Source organism: Paraburkholderia sp. GAS38 (assembly GCF_050434965.1).
Lineage (GTDB): Bacteria > Pseudomonadota > Gammaproteobacteria > Burkholderiales > Burkholderiaceae > Paraburkholderia > Paraburkholderia phenazinium_A.
In genome coordinates this window covers 80,431-102,772 of the sequence record NZ_JBNDJO010000019.1, presented here as the reverse complement: position 1 = coordinate 102,772, position 22,342 = coordinate 80,431, and the positions used below count along the sequence as shown (strand labels likewise).

At 63.2% G+C, this 22,342-nt stretch carries 28 protein-coding genes; 27 read left to right on the top strand and 1 reads right to left on the bottom strand.

The window, feature by feature from the left end:
- Window positions 1-6 precede the first annotated feature (6 nt).
- The 22 genes from P3T42_RS33070 to tatC all read left to right on the top strand — a co-directional run bounded on the left by P3T42_RS33070 (window position 7) and on the right by tatC (window position 16,470).
- Window positions 7-1,023, top strand: a complete 1,017-nt coding sequence (locus P3T42_RS33070; protein WP_429308404.1) for an MlaA family lipoprotein — start codon at window positions 7-9, stop codon at window positions 1,021-1,023.
- 120 nt (window positions 1,024-1,143) lie between these two features.
- On the top strand, window positions 1,144-1,773 hold the full coding sequence (locus P3T42_RS33065; protein WP_074301462.1) for an MlaC/ttg2D family ABC transporter substrate-binding protein: 630 nt from the start codon (window positions 1,144-1,146) through the stop codon (window positions 1,771-1,773).
- Entirely contained in the window at window positions 1,770-2,075 is a 306-nt protein-coding gene (locus P3T42_RS33060; RefSeq protein ID WP_253190245.1) for an STAS domain-containing protein, read from the top strand. Before P3T42_RS33065 ends, P3T42_RS33060 begins: the two co-directional genes overlap by 4 nt.
- Window positions 2,076-2,255: 180 nt before the next feature.
- Window positions 2,256-3,188 (top strand): ABC transporter ATP-binding protein, encoded by a 933-nt coding sequence (locus P3T42_RS33055; RefSeq protein WP_074301463.1) that lies wholly within the window; start codon window positions 2,256-2,258, stop codon window positions 3,186-3,188.
- Window positions 3,185-3,949 (top strand): ABC transporter permease, encoded by a 765-nt coding sequence (locus P3T42_RS33050; protein ID WP_074301464.1) that lies wholly within the window; start codon window positions 3,185-3,187, stop codon window positions 3,947-3,949. The genes P3T42_RS33055 and P3T42_RS33050 overlap by 4 nt, the downstream gene beginning before the upstream one ends.
- 14 nt (window positions 3,950-3,963) lie before the next feature.
- Entirely contained in the window at window positions 3,964-4,203 is a 240-nt protein-coding gene (locus P3T42_RS33045; RefSeq protein WP_074262648.1) for a BolA family protein, read from the top strand.
- A 111-nt stretch (window positions 4,204-4,314) separates the two neighbouring features.
- The gene (gene murA, locus P3T42_RS33040) at window positions 4,315-5,577 is read left to right on the top strand and encodes a UDP-N-acetylglucosamine 1-carboxyvinyltransferase (RefSeq protein ID WP_429308403.1); all 1,263 of its coding nucleotides are present in this window, start codon (window positions 4,315-4,317) and stop codon (window positions 5,575-5,577) included.
- Window positions 5,574-6,272: an ATP phosphoribosyltransferase gene (gene hisG / locus P3T42_RS33035; protein WP_429308402.1), complete on the top strand. Its 699-nt coding sequence runs from the start codon at window positions 5,574-5,576 to the stop codon at window positions 6,270-6,272. The genes murA and hisG overlap by 4 nt, the downstream gene beginning before the upstream one ends.
- 96 nt (window positions 6,273-6,368) lie before the next feature.
- Window positions 6,369-7,691 (top strand): histidinol dehydrogenase, encoded by a 1,323-nt coding sequence (gene hisD / locus P3T42_RS33030; RefSeq protein WP_429308401.1) that lies wholly within the window; start codon window positions 6,369-6,371, stop codon window positions 7,689-7,691.
- A 112-nt stretch (window positions 7,692-7,803) separates the two neighbouring features.
- Window positions 7,804-8,874: a histidinol-phosphate transaminase gene (gene hisC / locus P3T42_RS33025; RefSeq protein ID WP_429308400.1), complete on the top strand. Its 1,071-nt coding sequence runs from the start codon at window positions 7,804-7,806 to the stop codon at window positions 8,872-8,874.
- A 95-nt stretch (window positions 8,875-8,969) separates the two neighbouring features.
- A complete protein-coding gene (gene hisB, locus P3T42_RS33020) occupies window positions 8,970-9,557 on the top strand; it encodes an imidazoleglycerol-phosphate dehydratase HisB (protein ID WP_074262644.1) in 588 nt (195 codons plus the stop codon).
- Window positions 9,558-9,705: 148 nt separating this feature from the next.
- Window positions 9,706-10,326: a MarC family protein gene (locus P3T42_RS33015; protein WP_074301469.1), complete on the top strand. Its 621-nt coding sequence runs from the start codon at window positions 9,706-9,708 to the stop codon at window positions 10,324-10,326.
- Window positions 10,323-10,964 carry an imidazole glycerol phosphate synthase subunit HisH gene (hisH, locus tag P3T42_RS33010; RefSeq protein WP_074301470.1) on the top strand — a complete coding sequence of 214 codons (642 nt, stop codon included), beginning with the start codon at window positions 10,323-10,325 and terminating at the stop codon, window positions 10,962-10,964. The genes P3T42_RS33015 and hisH overlap by 4 nt, the downstream gene beginning before the upstream one ends.
- Window positions 10,965-11,171: 207 nt before the next feature.
- On the top strand, window positions 11,172-11,924 hold the full coding sequence (gene hisA, locus P3T42_RS33005; RefSeq protein ID WP_074301471.1) for a 1-(5-phosphoribosyl)-5-[(5-phosphoribosylamino)methylideneamino]imidazole-4-carboxamide isomerase: 753 nt from the start codon (window positions 11,172-11,174) through the stop codon (window positions 11,922-11,924).
- A 211-nt stretch (window positions 11,925-12,135) separates the two neighbouring features.
- Window positions 12,136-12,909, top strand: a complete 774-nt coding sequence (hisF, locus tag P3T42_RS33000; RefSeq protein WP_429308399.1) for an imidazole glycerol phosphate synthase subunit HisF — start codon at window positions 12,136-12,138, stop codon at window positions 12,907-12,909.
- A gap of 1 nt (window position 12,910) precedes the next feature.
- Window positions 12,911-13,321 (top strand): phosphoribosyl-AMP cyclohydrolase, encoded by a 411-nt coding sequence (gene hisI / locus P3T42_RS32995; RefSeq protein ID WP_171991746.1) that lies wholly within the window; start codon window positions 12,911-12,913, stop codon window positions 13,319-13,321.
- Window positions 13,318-13,692 (top strand): phosphoribosyl-ATP diphosphatase, encoded by a 375-nt coding sequence (locus tag P3T42_RS32990; protein ID WP_074301473.1) that lies wholly within the window; start codon window positions 13,318-13,320, stop codon window positions 13,690-13,692. Before hisI ends, P3T42_RS32990 begins: the two co-directional genes overlap by 4 nt.
- A gap of 46 nt (window positions 13,693-13,738) precedes the next feature.
- Window positions 13,739-14,143 carry a DUF4870 family protein gene (locus tag P3T42_RS32985; RefSeq protein ID WP_429308398.1) on the top strand — a complete coding sequence of 135 codons (405 nt, stop codon included), beginning with the start codon at window positions 13,739-13,741 and terminating at the stop codon, window positions 14,141-14,143.
- 42 nt (window positions 14,144-14,185) lie between these two features.
- Window positions 14,186-14,551 carry a histidine triad nucleotide-binding protein gene (locus tag P3T42_RS32980; RefSeq protein WP_074301475.1) on the top strand — a complete coding sequence of 122 codons (366 nt, stop codon included), beginning with the start codon at window positions 14,186-14,188 and terminating at the stop codon, window positions 14,549-14,551.
- Between the two features lie 269 nt (window positions 14,552-14,820).
- A complete protein-coding gene (gene tatA / locus P3T42_RS32975; RefSeq protein WP_074301476.1) occupies window positions 14,821-15,060 on the top strand; it encodes a Sec-independent protein translocase subunit TatA in 240 nt (79 codons plus the stop codon).
- A 38-nt stretch (window positions 15,061-15,098) separates the two neighbouring features.
- Window positions 15,099-15,653, top strand: a complete 555-nt coding sequence (gene tatB / locus P3T42_RS32970) for a Sec-independent protein translocase protein TatB (RefSeq protein ID WP_429308397.1) — start codon at window positions 15,099-15,101, stop codon at window positions 15,651-15,653.
- Window positions 15,654-15,687: 34 nt separating this feature from the next.
- Window positions 15,688-16,470, top strand: a complete 783-nt coding sequence (tatC, locus tag P3T42_RS32965; protein ID WP_074301478.1) for a twin-arginine translocase subunit TatC — start codon at window positions 15,688-15,690, stop codon at window positions 16,468-16,470.
- Between the two features lie 114 nt (window positions 16,471-16,584).
- Here the strand turns inward: tatC and P3T42_RS32960 are convergent, their stop codons facing one another.
- Window positions 16,585-17,799 (bottom strand): Do family serine endopeptidase, encoded by a 1,215-nt coding sequence (locus P3T42_RS32960; RefSeq protein WP_074301479.1) that lies wholly within the window; start codon window positions 17,797-17,799, stop codon window positions 16,585-16,587.
- Between the two features lie 19 nt (window positions 17,800-17,818).
- Here P3T42_RS32960 and P3T42_RS32955 point away from each other — a divergent pair, with 19 nt between their 5' ends.
- From P3T42_RS32955 to P3T42_RS32935, 5 genes are all read left to right on the top strand, one after another.
- The gene (locus P3T42_RS32955) at window positions 17,819-18,565 is read left to right on the top strand and encodes a Nif3-like dinuclear metal center hexameric protein (RefSeq protein WP_429308396.1); all 747 of its coding nucleotides are present in this window, start codon (window positions 17,819-17,821) and stop codon (window positions 18,563-18,565) included.
- A 218-nt stretch (window positions 18,566-18,783) separates the two neighbouring features.
- Window positions 18,784-19,404 (top strand): ubiquinol-cytochrome c reductase iron-sulfur subunit, encoded by a 621-nt coding sequence (gene petA, locus P3T42_RS32950; RefSeq protein ID WP_074301481.1) that lies wholly within the window; start codon window positions 18,784-18,786, stop codon window positions 19,402-19,404.
- Window positions 19,405-20,784, top strand: a complete 1,380-nt coding sequence (locus tag P3T42_RS32945) for a cytochrome b (RefSeq protein WP_074301482.1) — start codon at window positions 19,405-19,407, stop codon at window positions 20,782-20,784.
- Window positions 20,785-20,807: 23 nt separating this feature from the next.
- Window positions 20,808-21,575 (top strand): cytochrome c1, encoded by a 768-nt coding sequence (locus P3T42_RS32940; RefSeq protein WP_074301834.1) that lies wholly within the window; start codon window positions 20,808-20,810, stop codon window positions 21,573-21,575.
- Between the two features lie 94 nt (window positions 21,576-21,669).
- Entirely contained in the window at window positions 21,670-22,281 is a 612-nt protein-coding gene (locus P3T42_RS32935; protein ID WP_006052302.1) for a glutathione S-transferase N-terminal domain-containing protein, read from the top strand.
- Window positions 22,282-22,342: the final 61 nt, after the last annotated feature.

Here is a 22,342-nt window from a genome sequence, read left to right as displayed (position 1 = left end):
ACAAGAATGCAGACCATGCGCGTCCGTTTCACGGCGCTCGCGTTCGGCGCGGCGATGCTGGCCGGCTGTGCGACCGTCCAGACCCCCACCAAAGGTGACCCCTTGGAAGGGTTGAACCGCACCGTCTTCAAGTTCAACGACAAGGTCGACCAGTACGCGTTGAAGCCGGTCGCCAAAGGCTACGTGTACATCACGCCGCAGCCGATACGCGACAGCGTGACGAACTTCTTCTCGAATATCGGCGACGTCTACGTTGCGGCGAACAACCTGCTGCAATTGAAGATTACCGATGGCGTCGAAGACATCATGCGGATCGTCATCAACACCACCTTCGGCGTGGGCGGCCTGTTCGACGTGGCCACGCTCGCGAAGCTGCCCAAGCACGACAACGACCTCGGCCTCACGCTTGGTCACTATGGCGTGCCGGCGGGTCCGTACCTCGTGCTGCCGCTGTTCGGGCCGAGCACGGTGCGCGACGCGGTGGGCTCGATTGGCGCTTACTATGTCAATCCGCTGTCGTACATTCATCCGGATGGCCTGAGCTGGGCGCTGTACGGCGTGAACATCGTCAACACGCGGGCCAACCTGCTGGGCGCGAGCGACGTGCTGGAAGGCGCGGCGCTCGACAAATACTCGTTCGTGCGTAACGCCTATCTGCAGCGCCGCAACTATCTGCTGTCGCAAGGCAAGGGCGGCGGCAACGCGTCGTTGCCGGATTACGGCGACAATGCGCCGCTGCCCAAGTACGACGATGTGGATGGCAGCGCTGCGGCGCCGGCTGCCGCAGCGTCGGCTGCCGCAGCGCCTGCAACGGCGGCCTCTGCTCCGGGTGCGGCTTCTGCGCCGGCCAGCGCAGCGGCTCCGCAAAGCGCTTCGGGCGCCACCGCCGCCGCTGCGGCGCCTGCCTCCGGTGTGTCGACGTCGCCGCCGCTGGATATGAACGGCGGTCCGGAGAACGATCAGGTGCCGGCCGACCAGATCGTCCCGCCGCGGCTTGATTTCCCATCGTTCAAATTGCGTTGAGGGGGCAGTCGTAACACCTGGAAACGACTCTCGCAGTTTGCGCGTGGATCGCGGATGAACTCGCGTGCTATTGTCGGTTCCAAGGTTTGCGCTGCACTATTTCATTCTGTCAGGCTCAATATGAAAAAATTCTTCCTCATTTCGGTTTTTGCTGCGTTCTTTTCGTTCGGTGGCACGGCGTTCGCGCAAGCGGTGGATAGCAGCGCGCCCGACGCCCTGATCAAGACGGTCACCCAGCAGGTGGTCGACGCGGTCCGTAACGACAAGTCGATCCAGCAGGGCGATATTTCCCACATCACCCAGCTCGTCAACGAGAAGATCCTGCCGTACACGGACTTCCGCCGCACGACGCAACTGGCGATGGGCCGCAACTGGCGCGCCGCGACGCCCGACCAGCAAAACGCGGTGGTCGAGCAGTTCAAGATGCTGCTGATCCGCACGTATTCCGGCGCGCTGGCGCAGGTCAAGGACCAGCAGATCCAGTACAAGCCGTTCCGCATGAACCCGGACGACACCGACACGGTGGTGCGCTCGGTGGTCATGAACAACGGTTCGCCGGTGGAACTGGACTACCGTCTGTACAAGACGGCGCAAGGCTGGCGCGTGTATGACATCAACGTGCTCGGCGCATGGCTGATCCAGGCGTATCAGCAACAGTTCAACGAGCAGATCCAGCAGCACGGCGTGGATGGGCTGATCCAGTTCCTCACGCAGCGTAACCAGCAACTCGCCGCAGGCAAGCAGTCGTGAGCACAGCGGTGAACGCCGAGGTCCGCTCCGTAGCGGGCCGTTTCGAAACCGGTACGACGCTGACCCACGCGAGCGCCAAAACCGCGCTCGCGGCGGGGCTGCAGCGTATCGCGGCGGGCGCGACCGGTGTCGATTGCGCGCCGCTCGCGCAGTTCGATTCGTCGGCGCTCGCCGTGCTGATCGCATGGCAGCGTGCCGCCCAGGCACGCGGCGCCGCGCTCGACATCGTCAATCTGCCGGCTGGCCTCGCCAGCCTGGCGCACGCCTACGGCGTCGACGTCCTCCTCTCCTCGCGACATTGACGCTCTACTGACGCTTCCGGCGTCACCTCCCAATCCCCCGGGCCAGGTCGGGACTCCCGACTTTGCCCTATAATCAAACGTTTTTTGCGGCTCGGGTTGTACTTGAAGCGAGCCCCAATTTCGTCCCCTCCAGCACTTTGCGCACCTATCAGGCGCCGTGATCCAAAGCGGCGCACAGTCATGCCAGCCATAGAAATTCGTAACGTCAAGAAGCGCTACAAAGATCTTCAGGCGCTCAAGGGCGTCAGCCTCACGGTGGAAGAAGGCGAGTTTTTCGGACTGCTCGGTCCGAACGGCGCGGGCAAAACGACGCTTATCAGCATACTCGCCGGTCTCGCGCGCGCCGATGAAGGCAGCATCGCGGTGCGCGGCCACGACGTCGTCACTGATTTCCGCGACGCGCGCCGGGCGCTGGGCGTCGTGCCGCAGGAACTCGTGTTCGACCCGTTCTTCACGGTGCGCGAGACCTTGCGCATCCAGTCCGGCTACTACGGCCTGCGCAACAACGACGCGTGGATCGACGAGGTGATGGCCAACCTCGATCTCACCGAAAAGGCCGACGCCAACATGCGCGCGCTGTCGGGCGGGATGAAGCGCCGCGTGCTGGTCGCGCAGGCGCTGGTGCACCGGCCGCCGGTGATCGTGCTCGACGAGCCCACCGCGGGCGTCGACGTGGAGCTGCGTCAAACCTTGTGGAAGTTCATCTCGCGCCTGAATCGCGAAGGCCACACGATCGTGCTGACCACGCACTATCTGGAAGAAGCGGAATCGCTGTGCGACCGGATTGCGATGTTGCGGCGCGGCGAAGTGGTCGCGCTCGAGCGCACCAGCACGCTGCTGCAACGCTTTGCCGGCATGCAACTGTTCCTGCGCTTTACCGAGGGCGTGCTGCCGGCCGAATTGCGGCCGCTCGAAGTCGAGTCCGGCGCGGGCAACGGCCATAGCCGGCAGCATCTGCTGCGTCTCGCGAGCTACGACGAGGTCGAGCGGATTCTCGCCCAATGCCGCAGCGCCGGTTGCAAGCTGGAAGAAGTCGAGGTGCGCAAGGCCGACCTCGAAGACGTTTTCGTTCAGGTGATGAACGGTCCGGAAGTGATCGAGGGGCTTGCATGAGCGGTTTTAGTGGATTTCGCACGCTGTTTTACAAGGAAATTCTGCGTTTCTGGAAGGTTGCGTTCCAGACGGTCCTCGCGCCGGTGATCACGGCCCTGCTGTATCTGACGATTTTCGGCCACGCGCTGCGCGGTCACGTGCAGGTCTATCCGGGCGTCGAGTACACGAGTTTCCTGATTCCGGGGCTGGTAATGATGAGCGTGTTGCAGAACGCGTTCGCCAATAGCTCGTCGTCGCTAATCCAGTCGAAAATCACCGGCAACCTGGTGTTCGTGCTACTGCCGCCGCTGTCCCACTATGAGATGTACTGCGCGTATGTGCTGGCTTCGGTGGTGCGGGGTCTGGCGGTCGGCTTCGGCGTGTTTATCGTGACAATCTGGTTCGTGCCGCTCAGTTTCAGCGCGCCCTTGATCATCATTGCCTTTGCCGTGCTGGGCGCGGGGATTCTCGGCACGCTCGGTCTGATCGCCGGCATCTGGGCCGAGAAGTTCGATCAGCTCGCCGCGTTCCAGAATTTTCTGATCATGCCGCTCACGTTCCTGTCGGGCGTGTTCTACTCGACGCATACGCTGCCGCCGGTGTGGCGCGAAGTGTCGCGGCTGAATCCCTTTTTCTACATGATCGACGGCTTTCGCTACGGTTTCTTCGGGGTCTCGGATATCGATCCGCTCGTGAGCCTGGCCATCGTCGCCGGTTTCTTCGTGGTGCTGGCCGTGGCGGCGATGCGCATGCTCGCCTCCGGCTACAAACTGCGCCACTGACGAGGAGCTTTCCCATGTTGCCGACTCCTGAACAGGTCAAGCAATACATCGCGGTTGGACTCGCCTGCGAGCATCTGGAAGTCGAAGGCGACGGTCAGCATTTCTTTGCGACCATCGTGTCTCCGAGCTTCGAAGGCAAGCGGCTGATCCAGCGTCATCAACTCGTGTATGCGGCGCTCGGCGACCGCATGCGCGAAGAAATCCACGCGCTCAGCATGAAGACGCTGACGCCCGCCGAATGGCAAAACGCGTAATCTGGAACGTTAGTGCGAATTACACAAGACAGGCGCGAGGCCGGTAGCGGCGCCGCCGCAGAAAGCAATGCAGCTCCGGTGCAGAGCCGGATCGATCAGGAACTGACAGGTATGGACAAACTCGTCATTGAAGGCGGCCAGCGGCTGGCCGGTGAGATCGTCGTGTCGGGGGCGAAGAACGCCGCCTTGCCGATCCTGTGCGCCGGCTTGCTGAGCGCGGAGCCGGTTCATCTCGAGAACGTGCCTGACCTGCAGGACGTGCGCACCACGCTCAAGCTGCTCAACCAGATGGGTGTGCGCACCGAATCCAGCGCGGGTCGCGTGTTGCTTGATGCTTCGAAGGTCGACAACCTCGTCGCACCGTATGAGCTGGTGAAGACCATGCGTGCCTCGATCCTCGTGCTCGGGCCGCTGCTCGCACGCTTCGGCGAGGCGAAGGTGTCGCTGCCGGGCGGCTGCGCCATCGGCGCACGGCCGGTCGACCAGCACATCAAGGGCCTGCAGGCGATGGGCGCGGAGATCACCATCGAGCACGGCTTTATTGAAGCCCGCGCGAAGCGCCTGAAGGGTGCGCGCATCGTGACCGACATGATCACCGTCACCGGCACCGAGAATCTGCTGATGGCAGCCGTGCTGGCCGAAGGCGAGACCGTGATCGAAAACGCCGCGCGCGAGCCGGAAGTGGGCGATCTCGCGCACCTGCTCGTCGAAATGGGCGCGCAGATCGAGGGCATCGGCACCGACCGTCTCGTGATCCAGGGCGTCGACAAGCTGCACGGCGCGAAGCACACGGTAATTCCCGACCGTATCGAAGCGGGCACGTTCCTGTGCGCGGTCGCGGCCGCCGGTGGCGATGTGATCTTGCGCAAGGTGCGTCCGCTGATCCTGGAAGCCGTGACGGAAAAGCTGCGCGAAGCCGGCGTGACGATCGAGGAAGGCGACGACTGGATGCGCGTGCGCATGGACCGGCGTCCGCAGGCGGTGAGCGTGCGCACCTCCGAGTACCCGGCGTTCCCGACCGACATGCAGGCGCAGTTCATGGCGCTCAACACGATCGCCAACGGTACGGCCCAGGTGGTCGAGACGATCTTCGAAAACCGCTTCATGCACGTCCAGGAACTGAACCGCCTCGGCGCCAACATTACGATCGACGGCAACACGGCGCTCGTGAACGGCGTCGACAAGCTGTCGGGCGCCAAGGTGATGGCCACCGACCTGCGCGCCTCGGCAAGCCTCGTGATCGCCGGTCTGTGTGCCGACGGCGAGACGCTGATCGACCGCATCTATCACCTGGACCGTGGCTACGACCGCATGGAGTCGAAGCTGACGGCGGTCGGCGCGAAGGTGCGCCGCATTGCGGGGAGCCAGGCATGAGCGCGCTGCCGCAAACCTCGTCCTCGACGGCGGTGAGCACACCGCTCACGTTGGCGCTGTCGAAAGGACGTATCTTCGAAGAGACCTTGCCGCTGCTCGAGGCGGCCGGCGTGCAGGTGGTCGAAGACCCGGAAACCTCGCGCAAGCTGATCTTGCCGACCACCGACGCGAACCTGCGCGTGATCATCGTGCGCGCCACCGATGTGCCGACCTACGTCGAATACGGCGCGGCCGACTTCGGCGTGGCGGGCAAGGACGTCTTGCTCGAGCATGGCGGCAGCGGCCTGTATCAGCCGGTCGACCTCGACATCGCGCGGTGCCGGATGTCGGTCGCCGTGGCGGCGGGCTTCGATTACGAGAACGCGGTGCGCCAGGGGGCGCGGCTGCGCGTCGCCACCAAATATGTGGAAACCGCGCGCCAGCATTTTGCCGCGAAGGGTGTGCACGTCGACCTGATCAAGCTGTACGGTTCGATGGAACTCGCGCCTCTGGTGGGCCTTGCCGATGCGATCGTCGACCTGGTCAGCTCGGGCGGCACCTTGCGCGCCAATAATCTTGTCGAGGTGGAAGAGATCATGCAGATCTCGTCGCGCCTCGTCGTGAACCAGGCCGCACTCAAGCTCAAGCGTGCCGCGCTGCGGCCGTTCCTCGACGCGTTCGAACGCGCGTCGCGGCGCGCCGATGCGGTGGCCTAAGCGCCTGACGATGCCTGATGCGGCCCGATGCCGCCTGATGTTGCCTGATGCAAGTTGAAGGAGCATCGGGCGCGCCTTACCGAAACGGATACCAGCATGTCTATCAAGATTCGCAAACTCGACTCCAGCGCTCCCGAATTCCAGAAGGCGTTGCACGCGGTGCTCGCGTTCGAGGCGAGCGAGGATGAAGCGATCGAGCAGTCGGTCGCGCAGATTCTGGCCGATGTGAAGGTGCGCGGCGATGCCGCCGTGCTCGAGTACACCAACCGCTTCGACCGTCTTACGGCGCCGAGCGTCGCCTCGCTCGAATTGCCGATGTCGGAACTCGAAGCGGCTCTCGAAGGGCTCGATCCACGTCGCCGGGCCGCGCTCGAAGCCGCCGCTGGCCGTGTGCGCGGGTATCACGAGAAGCAGAAGATCGAATGCGGCAGCCATAGCTGGCAGTACACCGAATCCGACGGCACCGTGCTGGGCCAGAAGGTCACGCCGTTGGACCGCGCCGGCATCTACGTGCCGGGCGGCAAGGCCGCGTATCCGTCGTCGGTGTTGATGAACGCGATCCCGGCGCGGGTGGCCGGCGTGCGCGAAATCGTCATGGTCGTGCCCACGCCGGACGGCGTGAAGAATCCGCTGGTGCTGGCGGCGGCGCTGCTGGGCGGCGTGGACCGCGTGTTCACCATTGGCGGTGCGCAGGCCGTCGGCGCGCTGGCTTACGGCACCGCTACCGTGCCCGCGGTCGACAAGATCTGCGGCCCGGGCAATGCGTATGTCGCGTCGGCCAAGCGCCGCGTGTTCGGCACGGTGGGCATCGACATGATCGCCGGTCCTTCCGAGATCCTGGTGCTGTGCGACGGTACCACCGATCCGCACTGGGTCGCCATGGACCTGTTCTCGCAGGCCGAGCACGACGAGCTCGCGCAATCCATCCTGCTGTGCCCGGACGACGCCTTCATTGCCCGCGTGCATGACGCGATCAACGAGCTGCTGCCCACCATGCCGCGCCAGGACGTGATCCGCGCCTCGCTGGAAGGGCGCGGCGCGCTGATCAAGGTGCGCGACATGGCCGAAGCCTGCGCGATCGCCAACGACATCGCCCCGGAACACCTCGAGATTTCCGCGCTCGAGCCGCATCAATGGGGCAAGCTGATCCGCCATGCGGGCGCGATCTTCCTTGGCCGCTACACCAGCGAAAGCCTCGGCGACTACTGCGCGGGCCCGAATCACGTGCTGCCTACGTCGCGTACCGCACGGTTTTCCTCGCCGCTTGGCGTCTATGATTTCTTCAAGCGCTCGAGCGTGATCGAAGTCAGCGCGGAAGGTGCGCAGACGCTCGGTGAGATCGCCGCGGAACTCGCGTATGGCGAAGGACTGCCGGCGCATGCCCGCAGCGCCGAATACCGGATGAAGCAGAACGGCTGAGCGCGCCAGGCTGGTGTCATCCAGCCGGCGCCTCACCGACCTTGACCAACCGGGGCGGCTCTCGCGCCGCCCCTGCATGACTGGTCCGTTGTACGGAACAGTCCGCCCATCCATGACGACACCTCAAGACATCATTCGCCGCGACGTGCTCGCGATGACGAGTTATCCGGTTCCGGACGCGACAGGCTTCGTGAAGCTCGACGCGATGGAAAACCCGTTCCCCTTGCCGGCGCCGCTCGCGGCGCAACTCGGCGAGCGTCTCGCCGGCGTCGCGCTGAACCGCTATCCGGCGCCGCGCCCGGAAGCGCTGCTCGAGAAAATCAAACGCGCGATGGGCGTGCCGGCCAACTGCGAAGTACTGCTGGGCAACGGCTCGGACGAGATCATCAGCATGGTGTCGATGGCCTGTGCCCAGCCGGGCGCCAAGGTGCTCGCGCCGGTGCCGGGCTTCGTGATGTATCAGCTGTCGGCCAAACTGGCGAATCTGGAATTCGTCGGCGTGCCGCTCAAGGCCGATTTCACGCTCGACGTCGAAGCCATGCTCGCCGCCATCGCCGAGCATCAGCCGGCCATCGTCTACCTGGCGTATCCGAACAATCCGACCGGCACGCTGTACGACGACGCCGACATGGAGCGCATCATCGCCGCCGCGGACAAGAGTCTGGTGGTGATCGACGAGGCGTACCAGCCGTTCGCGCAGCAAAGCTGGCTGCCGCGCGCCGACGCGTTCGACAACGTGGTCGTCATGCGCACGGTCTCGAAGCTCGGCCTCGCCGGCATTCGCCTCGGCTATCTGGCCGGACGCGCGGCCTGGCTGACCGAGTTCGACAAGGTGCGCCCGCCCTACAACATCAATGTGCTGACGCAGGCCACGGCCGATTTCCTGCTCGATCACCTCGACGTGCTCGACGCGCAGGCCGCGCAATTGCGTGAGGAACGTACAAAGCTGGCTCAGGCCGTCGGCCAGTTGCCGGGCGCGCAGGTGTTCCCGAGCGCCGGCAACTTCCTGCTGGTGCGGGTGCCTGACGCATCCGTTATGTTCGAAACGCTGCTTACCGCGCGGGTTTTGATCAAAAACGTGAGTAAAATGCACCCATTGCTGGCGAATTGCGTGCGTCTGACGGTGGGTTCCCCTGAAGAAAACGCGCAACTGCTGGCCGCACTGAAACTCGTGCTGCATTAAACGGCGTGCCGTTGCACCGCGCACCGCGTAGCGGGCGCGGCATCCGGCGTTCCCCCCAAACCCCCATCTTTCATAGTCAGATTCGAGGAATTACCATGCGCCAGGCGGAAGTCGTTCGCGACACTAGCGAAACGCAGATCCGTATCAAGATCAATCTGGACGGCACCGGCAAGCAAAAGCTCGCCACCGGTGTGCCGTTCCTCGACCACATGCTCGACCAGATCGCGCGGCATGGGTTGATCGATCTCGACATCGAGGCGCATGGCGACACGCATATCGACGACCACCATACGGTCGAAGACGTCGGCATCACGCTGGGGCAGGCGGTCGCGAAGGCCGTCGGCGACAAGAAGGGCATCCGTCGCTACGGTCATTCTTACGTGCCGCTGGATGAAGCGCTGTCGCGCGTGGTGATCGATTTTTCCGGCCGCCCGGGCCTCGAATTTCACGTGCCGTTCACGCGCGCGCGCATCGGTACGTTCGACGTCGATCTCTCCATCGAATTTTTCCGCGGCTTTGTGAACCACGCCGGCGTGACGCTCCATATCGACAACCTGCGCGGCCTGAATGCCCATCACCAGATGGAAACGGTGTTCAAGGCGTTCGGACGGGCGCTGCGCATGGCCGTCGAACTGGACGATCGTGCGGCAGGGCAGATTCCGTCGACCAAAGGTAGCTTATAAGAGCCCCCAAACCTGTCGCTTCGCGCCAGGCCCCCCAAGGGGGGTGGGCAAGAAAACCTGGGGCTGCCCGGCGTTTTCTTGCAATCAGGCGAGTGAGCAAGCAGGACTAACCGGACCGGGCGCGCGCCTTGCGTGGGCCTGGCTTGCGATGGATATCCTCAAGTCGTTTATCTCGCTGCTGGCGTTGATCAACCCGGTGGGCGCGATTCCGTTCTTCATGAGCCTCACGGCCCAGCAGTCGGACGGCGAGCGGCGCCGGACCATCCGGATTGCTGCGATCTCAGTGTTCTTCGTGATCGCGGTGACGACGCTGCTCGGGCAGCAGATCATCGGCTTTTTCGGCATCTCGGTGGGCTCGCTGCAGGTGGGCGGCGGCATCATCATGTTGCTGATGGCGATCAATATGCTGAATGCGCAGATCGGCAACAGCCGTTCGACGCCGGAAGAGCGTCACGAGGCCGAGCAGAAGGATAACGTCGCCGTGGTGCCGCTCGCGATCCCGCTGCTGACGGGGCCGGGCGCCATCAGCACGGTGATCATCTATGCGGCCCACTCGCCGCATTGGTACGACCGGATTAGTCTTATCGTTATCGGCGCGGTGCTGGCGGCGATCTGCTTTTTTTCGCTGCGGCTTGCTGAACCGATCGCCCGCTGGGTGGGGCAAACGGGCATCAATATCGGCACGCGGCTCATGGGTTTGATGTTGTCGGCGCTGGCGGTGGAATTCATCGTCGACGGTCTGAAGGCGTTACTGCCTAACTTGAAATGAAAACTTCGATTGCGATTGTGGATTACGGAATGGGCAACCTGCGTTCGGTCGCCCAGGCATTGAGAAAGGCCGCGCCGGAAGCGGAGGTGGCGATCGTCGACCGGCCGGAAGCGATTCGCGCGGCCGACCGCGTCGTGCTGCCCGGCCAGGGCGCGATGCCCGACTGCATGCGCAGCCTCGCCGAATCGGGCCTGCAGGAGGCGGTCGTCGAAGCGTCGCGCAGCAAGCCGCTGATGGGCGTGTGCGTGGGCGAGCAGATGCTGTTCGACTGGAGCGCCGAGGGCGGCACGCCAGGGCTCGGCCTGTTGCCCGGCAAGGTGCTGCGCTTCGACCTGGAAGGCCAGCTGCAGGACGACGGTTCGCGCTTCAAGGTGCCGCAGATGGGCTGGAACCGCGTCCGTCAGACCCTGCCGCACCCGCTGTGGGACGGCGTCGCGGACGGCAGCTTCTTCTACTTCGTGCATAGCTACTACGTGCAGCCGGACAATGCGGCGCACACCTCGGGCGAGACTGTGTACGGCGTGCCCTTTACCTCGGCGGTGGCGCGGGATAACATCTTCGCAACCCAATTCCACCCGGAAAAGAGCGCTGAAGCGGGTCTGCGCGTGTATCGAAACTTCGTGCACTGGAACCCGTGAGCGCCTGCCGTCCCATCTTTCGTTGTACCGTGAGCCGCCTGATTCGTACCGTGGCGGCGTGCGGCGCTGCGTCTTTGTGCCCGACGCACGTGCGCCGGGCTCCTGAAAGAGTTGTACTAAACTAGCGAAACGGCGCGCGAGCAGCCTCATCCGGCTTTTCGGCGCCGCCCGACTTTAAACCTTCTTCCCTGACTAGACCCGATTGCTATGCTGCTGATTCCCGCCATCGACCTGAAAGATGGTCAGTGTGTACGCCTCAAACAGGGCGACATGGACCAGGCGACGATTTTCTCCGAGGAACCGGCGGCGATGGCCCGACACTGGGTCGACCGCGGTGCCCGGCGCCTGCACCTCGTCGACCTCAATGGAGCATTTGCCGGTAAGCCGAAGAACGAAGACGCGATCCGCGCGATCATCGAGGAAGTCGGTGGCGAGATTCCCGTCCAGCTGGGCGGCGGCATCCGCGACCTGAACACCATCGAGCGGTATCTGGACGACGGTCTGTCGTACGTGATCATCGGCACGGCGGCGGTGAAGAACCCGGGCTTTCTGCAGGACGCCTGCACGGCGTTCGGCGGCCATATCATCGTCGGGCTGGACGCGAAAGACGGCAAGGTGGCCACGGACGGCTGGAGCAAGCTGACCGGCCACGAAGTCGCCGACCTCGCGCGCAAGTTCGAGGACTACGGCTGCGAGTCGATCATCTACACCGACATCGGCCGCGACGGCATGCTGCAGGGGATCAACATCGAAGCGACGGTGCGCCTCGCGCGCGCGGTGAAGATTCCGGTGATCGCGAGCGGCGGCCTGTCGAACCTCGCCGACATCGAAGCGCTGTGCGAAGTCGAAGTCGAAGGCATCGAAGGCGTGATCTGCGGTCGCGCCATCTATTCGGGCGACCTCGACTTTGCGGCGGCTCAGACGCTCGCCGACAAGCTGCGCGAGTCGGACGACGCCTGACGCGTTTCGGCGCCGCGGGTGCGGATGCCTGGTCGCTCTGGACTGCGGCGACCCTACGCTGCAAGGCAGCGCCGGCCGTCGAGGCAAGCGAAGGCCAACCTAGGCCAACCCAGGCCGACCCAGGCCAGCCCGGCACGGCAACGCGCGCCGGCATTGCGCCGCTCCGGTATGAGCGGCCTCATCAGCGGTATTGGCAAGAATTTGCACGATCATGGCTCTAGCTAAACGTATCATCCCCTGTCTCGACGTCACGGCTGGCCGTGTGGTCAAAGGCGTCAACTTCGTCGAACTGCGCGATGCCGGCGACCCGGTCGAAATTGCCCGTCGCTACGACGAGCAGGGCGCCGACGAACTCACCTTCCTCGACATCACCGCCACCTCCGACCAGCGCGACCTGATCCTGCCGATCATCGAAGCGGTGGCGTCGCAGGTATTCATTCCGCTGACGGTCGGCGGCGGCGTGCGCGCGGTCGAAGACGTGCGGCGCCTGTTGAACGCGGGCGCGGACAAGATCAGCATGAACTCGTCGGCGGTCGCGAACCCACAACTGGTGCGCGACGCCACGGATAAATACGGCTCGCAGTGCATCGTGGTCGCGATCGACGCCAAGCGCGTCTCCGCCGACGGCGAAACGCCGCGCTGGGAAGTCTTCACGCATGGCGGGCGCAAGGCGACCGGGCTGGAAGCGGTCGAATGGGCGCGCAAGATGGCCGAACTCGGCGCCGGCGAAATCCTGCTCACCAGCATGGACCGCGACGGCACCAAGAGCGGCTTCGACCTGGCGCTTACGCGCGCCGTGTCGGACGCCGTGTCGATTCCGGTGATCGCCTCGGGCGGCGTCGGCTCGCTGCAGCATCTGGCAGACGGCATCAAGGACGGTCACGCGGACGCCGTGCTGGCCGCCAGCATTTTCCACTACGGCGAACACACGGTCGGCGAGGCCAAGCGCTTCATGGCCGAACAAGGCATTTCGGTGAGGTTGTGACGTGGTGAACCCTACGGCAGTAGATTGGCTCGACAAGGTGAAGTGGGACGCGAACGGCCTCGTGCCGGTGATCGCGCAGGAAGCCTCGAGCAACGACGTGCTGATGTTCGCGTGGATGAACCGCGAGGCGCTCGCCAAGACGGTCGAGACCGGCCGCGCGGTGTATTTCTCGCGCTCGCGTCAGCGTCTGTGGTTCAAGGGCGAAGAGTCCGGCCACGTGCAGCACGTGCATGAAGTGCGGCTCGATTGCGACGAAGACGTCGTGCTGCTGAAGGTCGAGCAGGTATCGGGCATTGCCTGCCATACCGGCCGCCATTCGTGCTTTTTCCAGAAATTCGAAGGGACGGTCGACGACGGCGACTGGGTCGCTGTCGAGCCCGTCCTGAAAGACCCCGAACACATCTACAAATGACGCAAAACTCGCAATCGACGAACGACACCCTGCTGCGCCTCGCCGCAGTGATCGACGGCCGCAAGGGCGGCGATCCGGACGTGTCGTATGTATCGCGCCTGTTCCACAAGGGCGACGACGCGGTCTTGAAGAAGATCGGCGAAGAAGCGACTGAGGTCGTGCTCGCCGCCAAGGACGTGCGCCAGGGCGGCGCGCCCACCGCGCTGGTCGGCGAAGTGGCCGATCTCTGGTTCCATTGCCTCGTGATGCTGTCGCACTTCGATCTGAGCCCAGCCGATGTGCTCGCCGAGCTCGAACGCCGCGAAGGCATGTCGGGGATCGAAGAGAAGGCGCTGCGCAAGAGCCGCGAGCGCGAGCAGCAAGGCGACTGACGTCAACTGAGGTCAACCGAACGCCAACAGGAAGGAGGACGCAAACATGGAACAGTCGCAAGGTGCTTATCCGCCACCCCCGCCGCCGTCCTACCGCAATGCCGTCGAATCCGACCGCGAGCGCAGCGCGCGCACCCTGACGCATGTGCTGTACGCCCTCTACGCGGTCTATTGGCTGACGGGCGGCATCTCGGTGCTGATCGCCATCATCGTCAATTATGTGAAGCGGCCCGACGTGGTGGGCACGCCCTACGAGGCGCATTTCCAGTGGCAGATGCGCACGTTCTGGTGGTGCATGCTCGGCTATCTGATCGGCGGCCTGCTGTTTTTCGTCGTGATCGGAATTCCGATCCTGTGGGCTGTCGGGATCTGGATGTTGTACCGTATCATCAAGGGCTGGCTGTATCTGTACGACAACAAGCCGCTGCTGAATCCGCGGGCGTGGTTCTGACGTCTGGTCCCGCCGCCCGCCCGTTTGCGCTTCAGGACACACATGAGCCACGACTCAAATTGCCTTTTCTGCAAGATCGCCTCGGGCGAGATCCCGTCCACCAAGGTCCATGAGGACGACGAGTTCGTCGCCTTTCGCGACATCCGTCCGGCCGCCGAGACGCATGTGCTGGTGATTCCGCGCAAGCACATCGAAACGCTGTCGAACTGCAGCGAAGGCGATGCACCGCTGCTTGGTAGAATGCTCGTATTGGTGGCGCGTCTCGCCGAGCAGCTCGGCGTGGCCTACACCGGCGGCGAGACCGGCTTTCGCACGGTGATTAACACCGGGCCGGGCGGCGGTCAGGAGGTGTACCACCTGCATGCGCATATTCTGGCGGGACCGCGTCCGTGGCAACGGATGGGGTAAGCGCCGGGGCGCCGCGAACGCAGACGGTTCGATCGCGTTCTACAGGCGTATTGAACTGCGTATGATGGCGGACGGCGGAGCGAAGGCGTTTTCTCTTGAGATGTAATGACGCCGTCGCGATTGCCTGACCACAATCGTGCGCAGAGCCGCTGGGGGAATCCGAAGCAGCGGCGGCAACGTATAGATGAGGCGTACGCGCTTCGATTCGGGCCGTAAGGCGCAGATGTTCGACGCGTGCAAACGCGATGTCGGGGTTAAGGAGAGTAGTCATGGGTTCGTTGAGTATTTGGCACTGGCTGATCGTTTTGCTGATCGTGGCACTCGTGTTCGGCACGAAGAAGCTGCGCAATATCGGTACTGACCTGGGCGGCGCAGTGAAGGGCTTCAAGGAAGGCATGAAAGAAGCGGAGACACCGGCCGGCGACGCGCAACAGCGCGAGCTGCCCCGCACCGACACGGTGGACGTCGACGCCAAAGAAAAGACGCCGCGCTCGAGCGACTACCGCTAAGCCGCGGTCCATCCGCGTACTGACGGGAACCCCACCTCATGCTGGACCTCGGTCTAACCAAGATGGCGCTGATCGGCGTCGTCGCGCTGGTCGTACTCGGGCCGGAGCGGCTGCCGCGCGTCGCCCGCACGGCGGGGGCGCTGTTCGGTCGCGCGCAGCGCTATATCAACGACGTGAAGGCCGAAGTCACGCGTGAAATCGAACTCGACGAATTGCGTCGCATGAAGACCGAGTTCGAAACGGCGGCGAGCAACGTCGAAAACACCGTCCACGACAATCTGCGCAAGCACGAAACCGAGCTGAACGAGGCGTGGGGTTCGGGTTCGTCCGTGAGCCCCAGCATTGCCGGCGGGGCGCTGGAAGGCGCCGCGGATAGCGGCCTCATGTCCAGTTCGACATCCTGGCCGAGTTCGACGTCCTGGCGCAGCACGGCTGCCGCCGCGCCCAGGCGCAAGAACTGGCGCGTCAAGCAGACCGCCATGCCAACGTGGTACAAGCGTGCCACTGCCCGCCGGACGCGCGTGCAGTCGGGCGCAGCGCGCGTGGCGCGTCATACGCCGGTGAGCCTGCGCCGGCCGACGCGCTTCTTCTGATGACCCTAGCGACAATCTCCTACCGAGGGCCGGTGTGAGCGACCCCCAGCAAACCCAGACTGAAGGTAACGAAGAGACCTTCATCTCGCATCTCGTCGAACTGCGCGACCGCATCATGCGCGCCGGCATTGCCGTCATCGTGGTGTTTCTCGGGCTCGTCTACTGGGCGCCGGACATCTTCAAGCTGCTCGCGCGGCCCTTGATGATGAATCTGCCGAAGGACGGCAAGCTGATCGTCACCGACGTCACCGGCTCCTTCTTCGTGCCGATGAAGGTGACCATGATGGTGGCCTTCGTCATCGCGCTGCCTATCGTGCTGTACCAGATCTGGGCGTTTGTCGCGCCGGGCCTGTACCAGCATGAAAAGAAGCTGGTCGTGCCGCTGGTGGGCAGCAGCTACATCCTGTTCCTGTGCGGCATGGCGTTCGCGTACTTCGTGGTGTTTCCCACCATCTTTCGCGTGATGGCGCACTACAACGCGCCGCTTGGCGCGGCGATGAACACGGATATCGACAACTATCTCAGTTTCGTCCTGACCATGTTCATTGCGTTCGGGGTGACCTTCGAAGTCCCGATAGTCGTCGTGCTACTGGTCCGGATGGGCATTCTGACGGTCAAGAAGCTGCGTCAGATCCGGCCGTATGTGGTCGTCGGGGCGTTCGTCGTGTCCGCTGTCGTGACCCCGCCCGACGTGTTTTCCCAGTTGATTCTCGCGGTGCCGCTGATCGTGTTGTACGAGGCGGGGATCATCGCGGCGCGGCTGATTGTCGGCAAGCAGAAGGAAGTGGCCGACGAAGAGGAGCATGCGCCGAGTTGAGGGGGATGACGCAAAGGCCGGGACAAGGGTGATGCAAAAAGGGCGGTCCGTGATTGGACTGCCCTTTTTATTTGGGTGGGATCTGGGCGCGGCCTGAGCTCGACTCAACCGGGCTTAACCGCCGTCGTCGTTCTGGTCGTCGCTGTCGTCGGTGGGCTGTTTCGGCGGCGGTGGACGCTTGCCGATCATCACATCCAGATCCATCTCGTGGTTCTTGCGCACCAGATGGATCTTCGCGTTGGAACCCGGCTTGATCTGCGCGATGAGGTTCAGCAGACGCGTGGTATCCGTGATGTCCTGGCCGTCCACGCTGACCAGAATATCGCCTGGCTTGATGCCGGCGCGGTCGGCCGGGCCGTTCTTCAGCACCCCGGCGACGATCGCCCCCGACTTCTGCTCGAGCCCGAACGACTCAGCAATCTCCGGCGTCACGTCCTGCGGCTCCACGCCGATCCAGCCGCGCGTCACCGAGCCGGTGGTGATGATGCTCTCCAGCACGCTGCGCGCCGTCGACACCGGAATCGCAAAGCCGATGCCGAGCGAGCCGCCCGAGCGCGAATAGATCGCGGTGTTGATACCGAGCAGGTTGCCGTTCACGTCCACCAGCGCGCCGCCCGAGTTGCCCGGGTTGATGGCCGCGTCGGTCTGAATGAAGTTTTCGAAGGTATTGATGCCAAGGTGATTGCGGCCGAGCGCGCTGACAATCCCCATGGTGACCGTCTGGCCGACGCCGAACGGGTTGCCGATCGCCAGCACCACGTCGCCGACGCGCGTCTGGTCCATGCGGCCGAGCGTGATCGTAGGCAGGTTGGTGAGGTTGACCTTGAGCACCGCCAGATCCGTCTCCGGATCGACGCCGATCACCTTGGCGGTGGTCGTGCGGCCGTCGGCGAGCGCGATTTCGATCTGATCCGCGCCGTCGACGACGTGCTGGTTCGTTAGAATGTAACCTTCCGAACTCACTATGACACCCGAGCCGAGATTCGCGGCCGGCTGTTCCTGCTGTTTGCTGTTGTTCTTGTTGCCGAAGAAGTAACGAAACAGCGGGTCTTTCGCCCGAGGGTCGGGCGGCAACGACCCGTCTTTGCTCGAGAACACGTTGACGACCGCGGGTGATGCCTTCTGCGCGGCGTCGGCATAGGAAGCCTGTGCGGGACCGCTACCGATGCCAGGCGCTACCTCCCGCAGTGCGACGATCGGTTCGGCGAGCTGCTTGCCGAATTGCCCCTGGCGCTGCAGCCATTGCGGTTTAAGGGTCGCAATGATGAACATCAGCGCCAACAGCACGGTCACCGCTTGGGCAAAGAACAGCCAAAAGCGTCTAAGCATCTGAAGATTAGAGGTTTATATGGATCGGATCGAACTTGAATTGTACTTGAACAAAGTCCTTGAAACCGCGCGCTTCAAGGACTACTGCCCGAACGGCCTGCAGGTCGAGGGGCGCCGCCGGGTCAATAAGCTCGCGACCGGCGTGACCGCCTCCGTGGCGTTCCTGGAAGCGGCGCTCGACTGGGGCGCGGACGCCGTGCTGGTCCATCACGGCTACTTCTGGCGCAACGAGGCGCCGCAAATCACCGGCCGCAAATACGCGCGCCTGAAGCTGCTGCTCGCCAACGACCTGAACCTGTTCGCCTACCATCTGCCGCTCGACGATCACCCCGAGTTCGGCAACAACGCGCAGATCGGCGCGAAGATGGGCTGGATCGCCGATACGCGCTTCGGCGAGAACGACATTGGCTGGATGGCCACGCTGCCCATGCCGGTCACGCTGGCGCATTTCACCGCCGAGGTCGAGGAGACGCTCGGCCGCACGCCGCTCGTATTCGGCGACCCGGACGCGGAACTGCGGCGCGTCGCATGGTGCACGGGCGCGGCGCAAGGCTATTTCGACGCGGCGATCGAAGCCGGCGCCGACGTCTATCTCACCGGCGAGGTTTCCGAATCCACCATGCATACCTCGGCGGAGAGCGGCGTCGCGTTTCTCGCCGCCGGCCACCATGCCACCGAGCGTTTCGGGGTGCAGGCGCTCGGTGCGCATCTGTCGGAATCCTTCGATATCGAACACCTCTTTATCGATATCCACAATCCGGTCTGAGTCGCGAACCAAACCGTAACTAAAACGCACGAAATACACAGGGCCCACTTAAAAGGAACGACTAAAAAGTTTCTGATTGGTGCGGGGAAACCCTTGGATATCAAAGACTTCGCATGGTTTTTGGCATTCGGGCCTTGTAAATGACGACTCCATTCGAGCAAACTAGCGTCGGTAGAAGCGACGTGAAGGAAAAATCCAACTCAGAAGTGGGGCGTGTGATGCGAGACAAAGAAGATGAGCTCGTCGACGGCGGCCGCCGTACATGGCTGATAGCGACGACCGTAGCAGGTGGCATAGGAGGCGTTGCCACTGTCGTACCCTTTGTTAGTTCGTTTGCACCATCTGAAAAAGCCAAGGCGGCTGGCGCGCCGGTCGAGGCCGATATCAGCAATCTCAAGCCCGGCGACATGATGACCGTCGCCTGGCGCGGCAAGCCCGTCTGGATCCTGAACCGCACCGACCGGATGCTCGCCGACGTCCAGAAAGCCGATAACGAAGTCGCCGATCCCCATACCGAACATCCCTTCTCGATGCCGTTGCCGGAGTACTGCAATAACGAATTCCGCTCGCGTCCGGATCACAAGAACCTGCTGGTGACTGTCGCCGTGTGCACCCATCTGGGCTGTACCCCGACGCCGCGCTTCCAGGAAGGCGCGCAGCCCAATCTTCCGGACGACTGGCCCGGCGGCTTCCTGTGCCCGTGCCACGGCTCGACCTACGACCTGGCCGGCCGCGTCTTCAAGAACAAACCCGCGCCGCAGAACCTGGACATCCCGCCCTACATGTTCACGTCGGCTACCCAGCTCGTGATCGGCAAGGACGAGAAAGGAGAAGCGTAAATGGCGATCGAACACGAAGTGGAGACAACCGGGCTGGCCGGCTGGATCGACCGCCGTTTCCCGATGACCTCGACGTGGAAGAAGCACGTCTCCGAGTACTACGCGCCGAAAAACTTCAACTTCTGGTATTTCTTCGGCTCGCTGGCGTTGCTGGTGCTGGTCAACCAGATCGTCACCGGCATCTTCCTCACCATGAACTACAAGCCCGATGCGACGCTCGCGTTCGCCTCGGTCGAGTACATCATGCGCGAGGTGCCGTGGGGCTGGCTGATCCGCTACATGCACTCGACGGGCGCGTCGATGTTCTTCGTGGTGGTCTATCTGCACATGTTCCGCGGGCTGATGTACGGCTCGTACCGCAAGCCGCGCGAACTGGTGTGGATCTTCGGCTGCGCGATCTTCCTGTGCCTGATGGCCGAGGCCTTCTTCGGCTACCTGCTGCCGTGGGGCCAGATGTCGTTCTGGGGCGCCCAGGTGATCGTGAACCTGTTCTCGGCGATTCCCTTCATCGGGCCGGACCTGTCGCTGTGGATTCGCGGCGACTACGTGGTCTCGGACGTCACGCTGAACCGCTTTTTCGCGTTTCACGTGATCGCGATTCCGCTGGTGCTGATCGGGCTGGTGGTCGCGCACCTGGTGGCGTTGCACGAAGTGGGCTCGAACAACCCGGACGGCATCGAGATCAAGGCGAAGAAGGACGCGAACGGCATTCCGCTCGACGGCATCCCGTTCCACCCGTACTACTCCGTGCACGACTTCATGGGCGTCACGGTGTTCCTGCTGATCTTCGCGGCGATCATTTTCTTCGCGCCGGAGATGGGCGGGTACTTCCTCGAGTCGAATAACTTCGTCCCGGCCAACCCGCTGCAGACGCCGCCGGAAATCGCGCCGGTGTGGTACTTCACCGCGTTCTATGCGATGCTGCGCGCCACCACGGATCCGTTCAAGATCGTCCTGATGATCGTGATCGCGCTGCTCGGGCTGTTCGCGCTGGTGCGGGCCCGCGGCAAGTGGAAGCTGGGCTTGCCGGTGCTCGCCGTGCTGGTGATCCTGGCGATGTACTTCACCCAGTCGAAGTTCTGGGGCGTGGTGGTGATGGGCGGCGCGGTGATTTCGCTGTTCTTCCTGCCGTGGCTGGACCGCTCGCCGGTGAAGTCGATCCGCTACCGGCCGTTCTTCCACAAGGTGTTCTACGGGATCTTCGTGCTGGTCTTTCTGACGTTGGCGTTCCTCGGAACCAAGCCGCCGTCGCCCGCCGCGACTCTGATCGCGCAGATCTGTGCGCTGGTCTACTTCGCGTTTTTCCTTGGCATGCCGTTCTGGACGCCGCTTGGCACCTTCAAGCAGCCACCCGAACGGGTGCGGTTCAAGCCTCACTAATCGCGGGCCAAGGAGACATGAAGATGAGAAAAATGCTTGCGAGGCTTGCGGTGATCGGGACCGCATCGCTGACTTTGGCGCTCGCGCTGCTGGCTGCGCCGGCTTACGCGGACGAGAATTTCCCGCTCGACCGCGCGCCCGATAACGCGGACAATTTTGCTTCTTTGCAGCATGGCGCCAAATTGTTTGTAAACTACTGCCTGAATTGCCACAGTGCGAACCTGATGCGCTACAGCGCATTGACCAGTTTGGGCATTTCACCGCAGGAAATTCAGACAAACCTGCTTTTTACAACCGATAAAATCGGCAACACCATGTCGGTGGCCATGAAGCCGGACGACGCGAAGGCGTGGTTCGGCACGGCGCCGCCGGATTTGTCGGTGGAAGCGCGGGCGCGCGGCCGCGATTGGCTTTACACGTATCTGCGCAGCTTTTATCGCGACGATACGCGGCCAACCGGCTGGAACAATCTGGTGTATGAAAACGTGAGCATGCCTCACGTGTTGTGGCAGCTTCAGGGGCAACGTACGGCGAAGTTCGACGACGTCATCGACGAAAGGAGCGGGGAAACAGTCCATAAATTCGTCGGCTACCAGCAGATCACGCCGGGGACGTTATCGCCGGTGGATTATGATTCGGATGTGGCCGACCTCGTGTCGTACCTGTCCTGGATGTCCGAACCGACGCAGCAAACCCGCCACCGGCTTGGTGTGTGGGTGCTGTTGTTCCTCGGCGTCCTGAGCTTTTTCGCCTGGCGATTGAACGCCGCGTACTGGAAAGATATCAAATAATCACGCCATGACTGGCGTGGGGCCGGCGCTAGGAGAGACCTGCTGGACGGTTTTTCCGCGTGCTGGCCCTTCAGCTTTTTGAGGAAACGTAAACATGATGGTTCTGTATTCCGGCACAACTTGCCCATTCTCCCAGCGCTGCCGGCTGGTGTTGTTTGAGAAAGGCATGGACTTCGAGATCCGCGACGTCGACCTGTTCAACAAACCGGAAGACATCGCTGTGATGAATCCGTACGGTCAGGTGCCGATTCTCGTCGAACGGGACCTGATTCTGTATGAATCGAACATCATCAACGAGTATATCGACGAACGCTTCCCGCATCCGCAACTGATGCCGGCCGACCCGGTGCAACGCGCCCGCGCCCGCCTGTTCCTGCTCAACTTCGAGAAGGAACTGTTCGTGCACGTCGGCACGCTCGAAAACGAGAAGGGCAAGGCCGCCGAGAAGAATCACGAGAAGGCCCGCCTCGCGATCCGCGATCGCCTGACGCAACTCGCGCCGATCTTCCTGAAGAACAAGTACATGCTCGGCGAAGAGTTCTCGATGCTCGACGTGGCGATCGCGCCGCTGCTGTGGCGTCTGGATCACTACGGCATCGAACTGTCGAAGAACGCCGCGCCGCTGATGAAGTACGCCGAACGGATTTTCAGCCGCCCGGCCTATATCGAAGCGCTGACGCCGTCGGAAAAGGTGATGCGTCGTTGAGTTTGGCTTAAGGGCGGAGGCGTCGCACGTTGCTTGTGAGCGTGATTCGCGCGTGAGCGGC

Coding starts and splice junctions, on each gene's coding strand:
- hisH (WP_074301470.1), top strand. CDS start 10,323: ATGAAAACTTCGATTGCGATTGTGGATTACGGAATGGGCAACCTGCGT.
- hisB (WP_074262644.1), top strand. CDS start 8,970: ATGCGCCAGGCGGAAGTCGTTCGCGACACTAGCGAAACGCAGATCCGT.
- P3T42_RS32990 (WP_074301473.1), top strand. CDS start 13,318: ATGACGCAAAACTCGCAATCGACGAACGACACCCTGCTGCGCCTCGCC.
- P3T42_RS32935 (WP_006052302.1), top strand. CDS start 21,670: ATGATGGTTCTGTATTCCGGCACAACTTGCCCATTCTCCCAGCGCTGC.
- P3T42_RS32955 (WP_429308396.1), top strand. CDS start 17,819: ATGGATCGGATCGAACTTGAATTGTACTTGAACAAAGTCCTTGAAACC.
- P3T42_RS33055 (WP_074301463.1), top strand. CDS start 2,256: ATGCCAGCCATAGAAATTCGTAACGTCAAGAAGCGCTACAAAGATCTT.
- petA (WP_074301481.1), top strand. CDS start 18,784: ATGCGAGACAAAGAAGATGAGCTCGTCGACGGCGGCCGCCGTACATGG.
- P3T42_RS32980 (WP_074301475.1), top strand. CDS start 14,186: ATGAGCCACGACTCAAATTGCCTTTTCTGCAAGATCGCCTCGGGCGAG.
- P3T42_RS33070 (WP_429308404.1), top strand. CDS start 7: ATGCAGACCATGCGCGTCCGTTTCACGGCGCTCGCGTTCGGCGCGGCG.
- tatB (WP_429308397.1), top strand. CDS start 15,099: ATGCTGGACCTCGGTCTAACCAAGATGGCGCTGATCGGCGTCGTCGCG.
- P3T42_RS32960 (WP_074301479.1), bottom strand. CDS start 17,799: ATGCTTAGACGCTTTTGGCTGTTCTTTGCCCAAGCGGTGACCGTGCTG.
- P3T42_RS33050 (WP_074301464.1), top strand. CDS start 3,185: ATGAGCGGTTTTAGTGGATTTCGCACGCTGTTTTACAAGGAAATTCTG.
- P3T42_RS33045 (WP_074262648.1), top strand. CDS start 3,964: ATGTTGCCGACTCCTGAACAGGTCAAGCAATACATCGCGGTTGGACTC.
- P3T42_RS32985 (WP_429308398.1), top strand. CDS start 13,739: ATGGAACAGTCGCAAGGTGCTTATCCGCCACCCCCGCCGCCGTCCTAC.
- hisG (WP_429308402.1), top strand. CDS start 5,574: ATGAGCGCGCTGCCGCAAACCTCGTCCTCGACGGCGGTGAGCACACCG.
- P3T42_RS33065 (WP_074301462.1), top strand. CDS start 1,144: ATGAAAAAATTCTTCCTCATTTCGGTTTTTGCTGCGTTCTTTTCGTTC.
- hisC (WP_429308400.1), top strand. CDS start 7,804: ATGACGACACCTCAAGACATCATTCGCCGCGACGTGCTCGCGATGACG.
- hisA (WP_074301471.1), top strand. CDS start 11,172: ATGCTGCTGATTCCCGCCATCGACCTGAAAGATGGTCAGTGTGTACGC.
- P3T42_RS33015 (WP_074301469.1), top strand. CDS start 9,706: ATGGATATCCTCAAGTCGTTTATCTCGCTGCTGGCGTTGATCAACCCG.
- hisD (WP_429308401.1), top strand. CDS start 6,369: ATGTCTATCAAGATTCGCAAACTCGACTCCAGCGCTCCCGAATTCCAG.
- murA (WP_429308403.1), top strand. CDS start 4,315: ATGGACAAACTCGTCATTGAAGGCGGCCAGCGGCTGGCCGGTGAGATC.
- P3T42_RS32945 (WP_074301482.1), top strand. CDS start 19,405: ATGGCGATCGAACACGAAGTGGAGACAACCGGGCTGGCCGGCTGGATC.
- tatA (WP_074301476.1), top strand. CDS start 14,821: ATGGGTTCGTTGAGTATTTGGCACTGGCTGATCGTTTTGCTGATCGTG.
- P3T42_RS32940 (WP_074301834.1), top strand. CDS start 20,808: ATGAGAAAAATGCTTGCGAGGCTTGCGGTGATCGGGACCGCATCGCTG.
- hisF (WP_429308399.1), top strand. CDS start 12,136: ATGGCTCTAGCTAAACGTATCATCCCCTGTCTCGACGTCACGGCTGGC.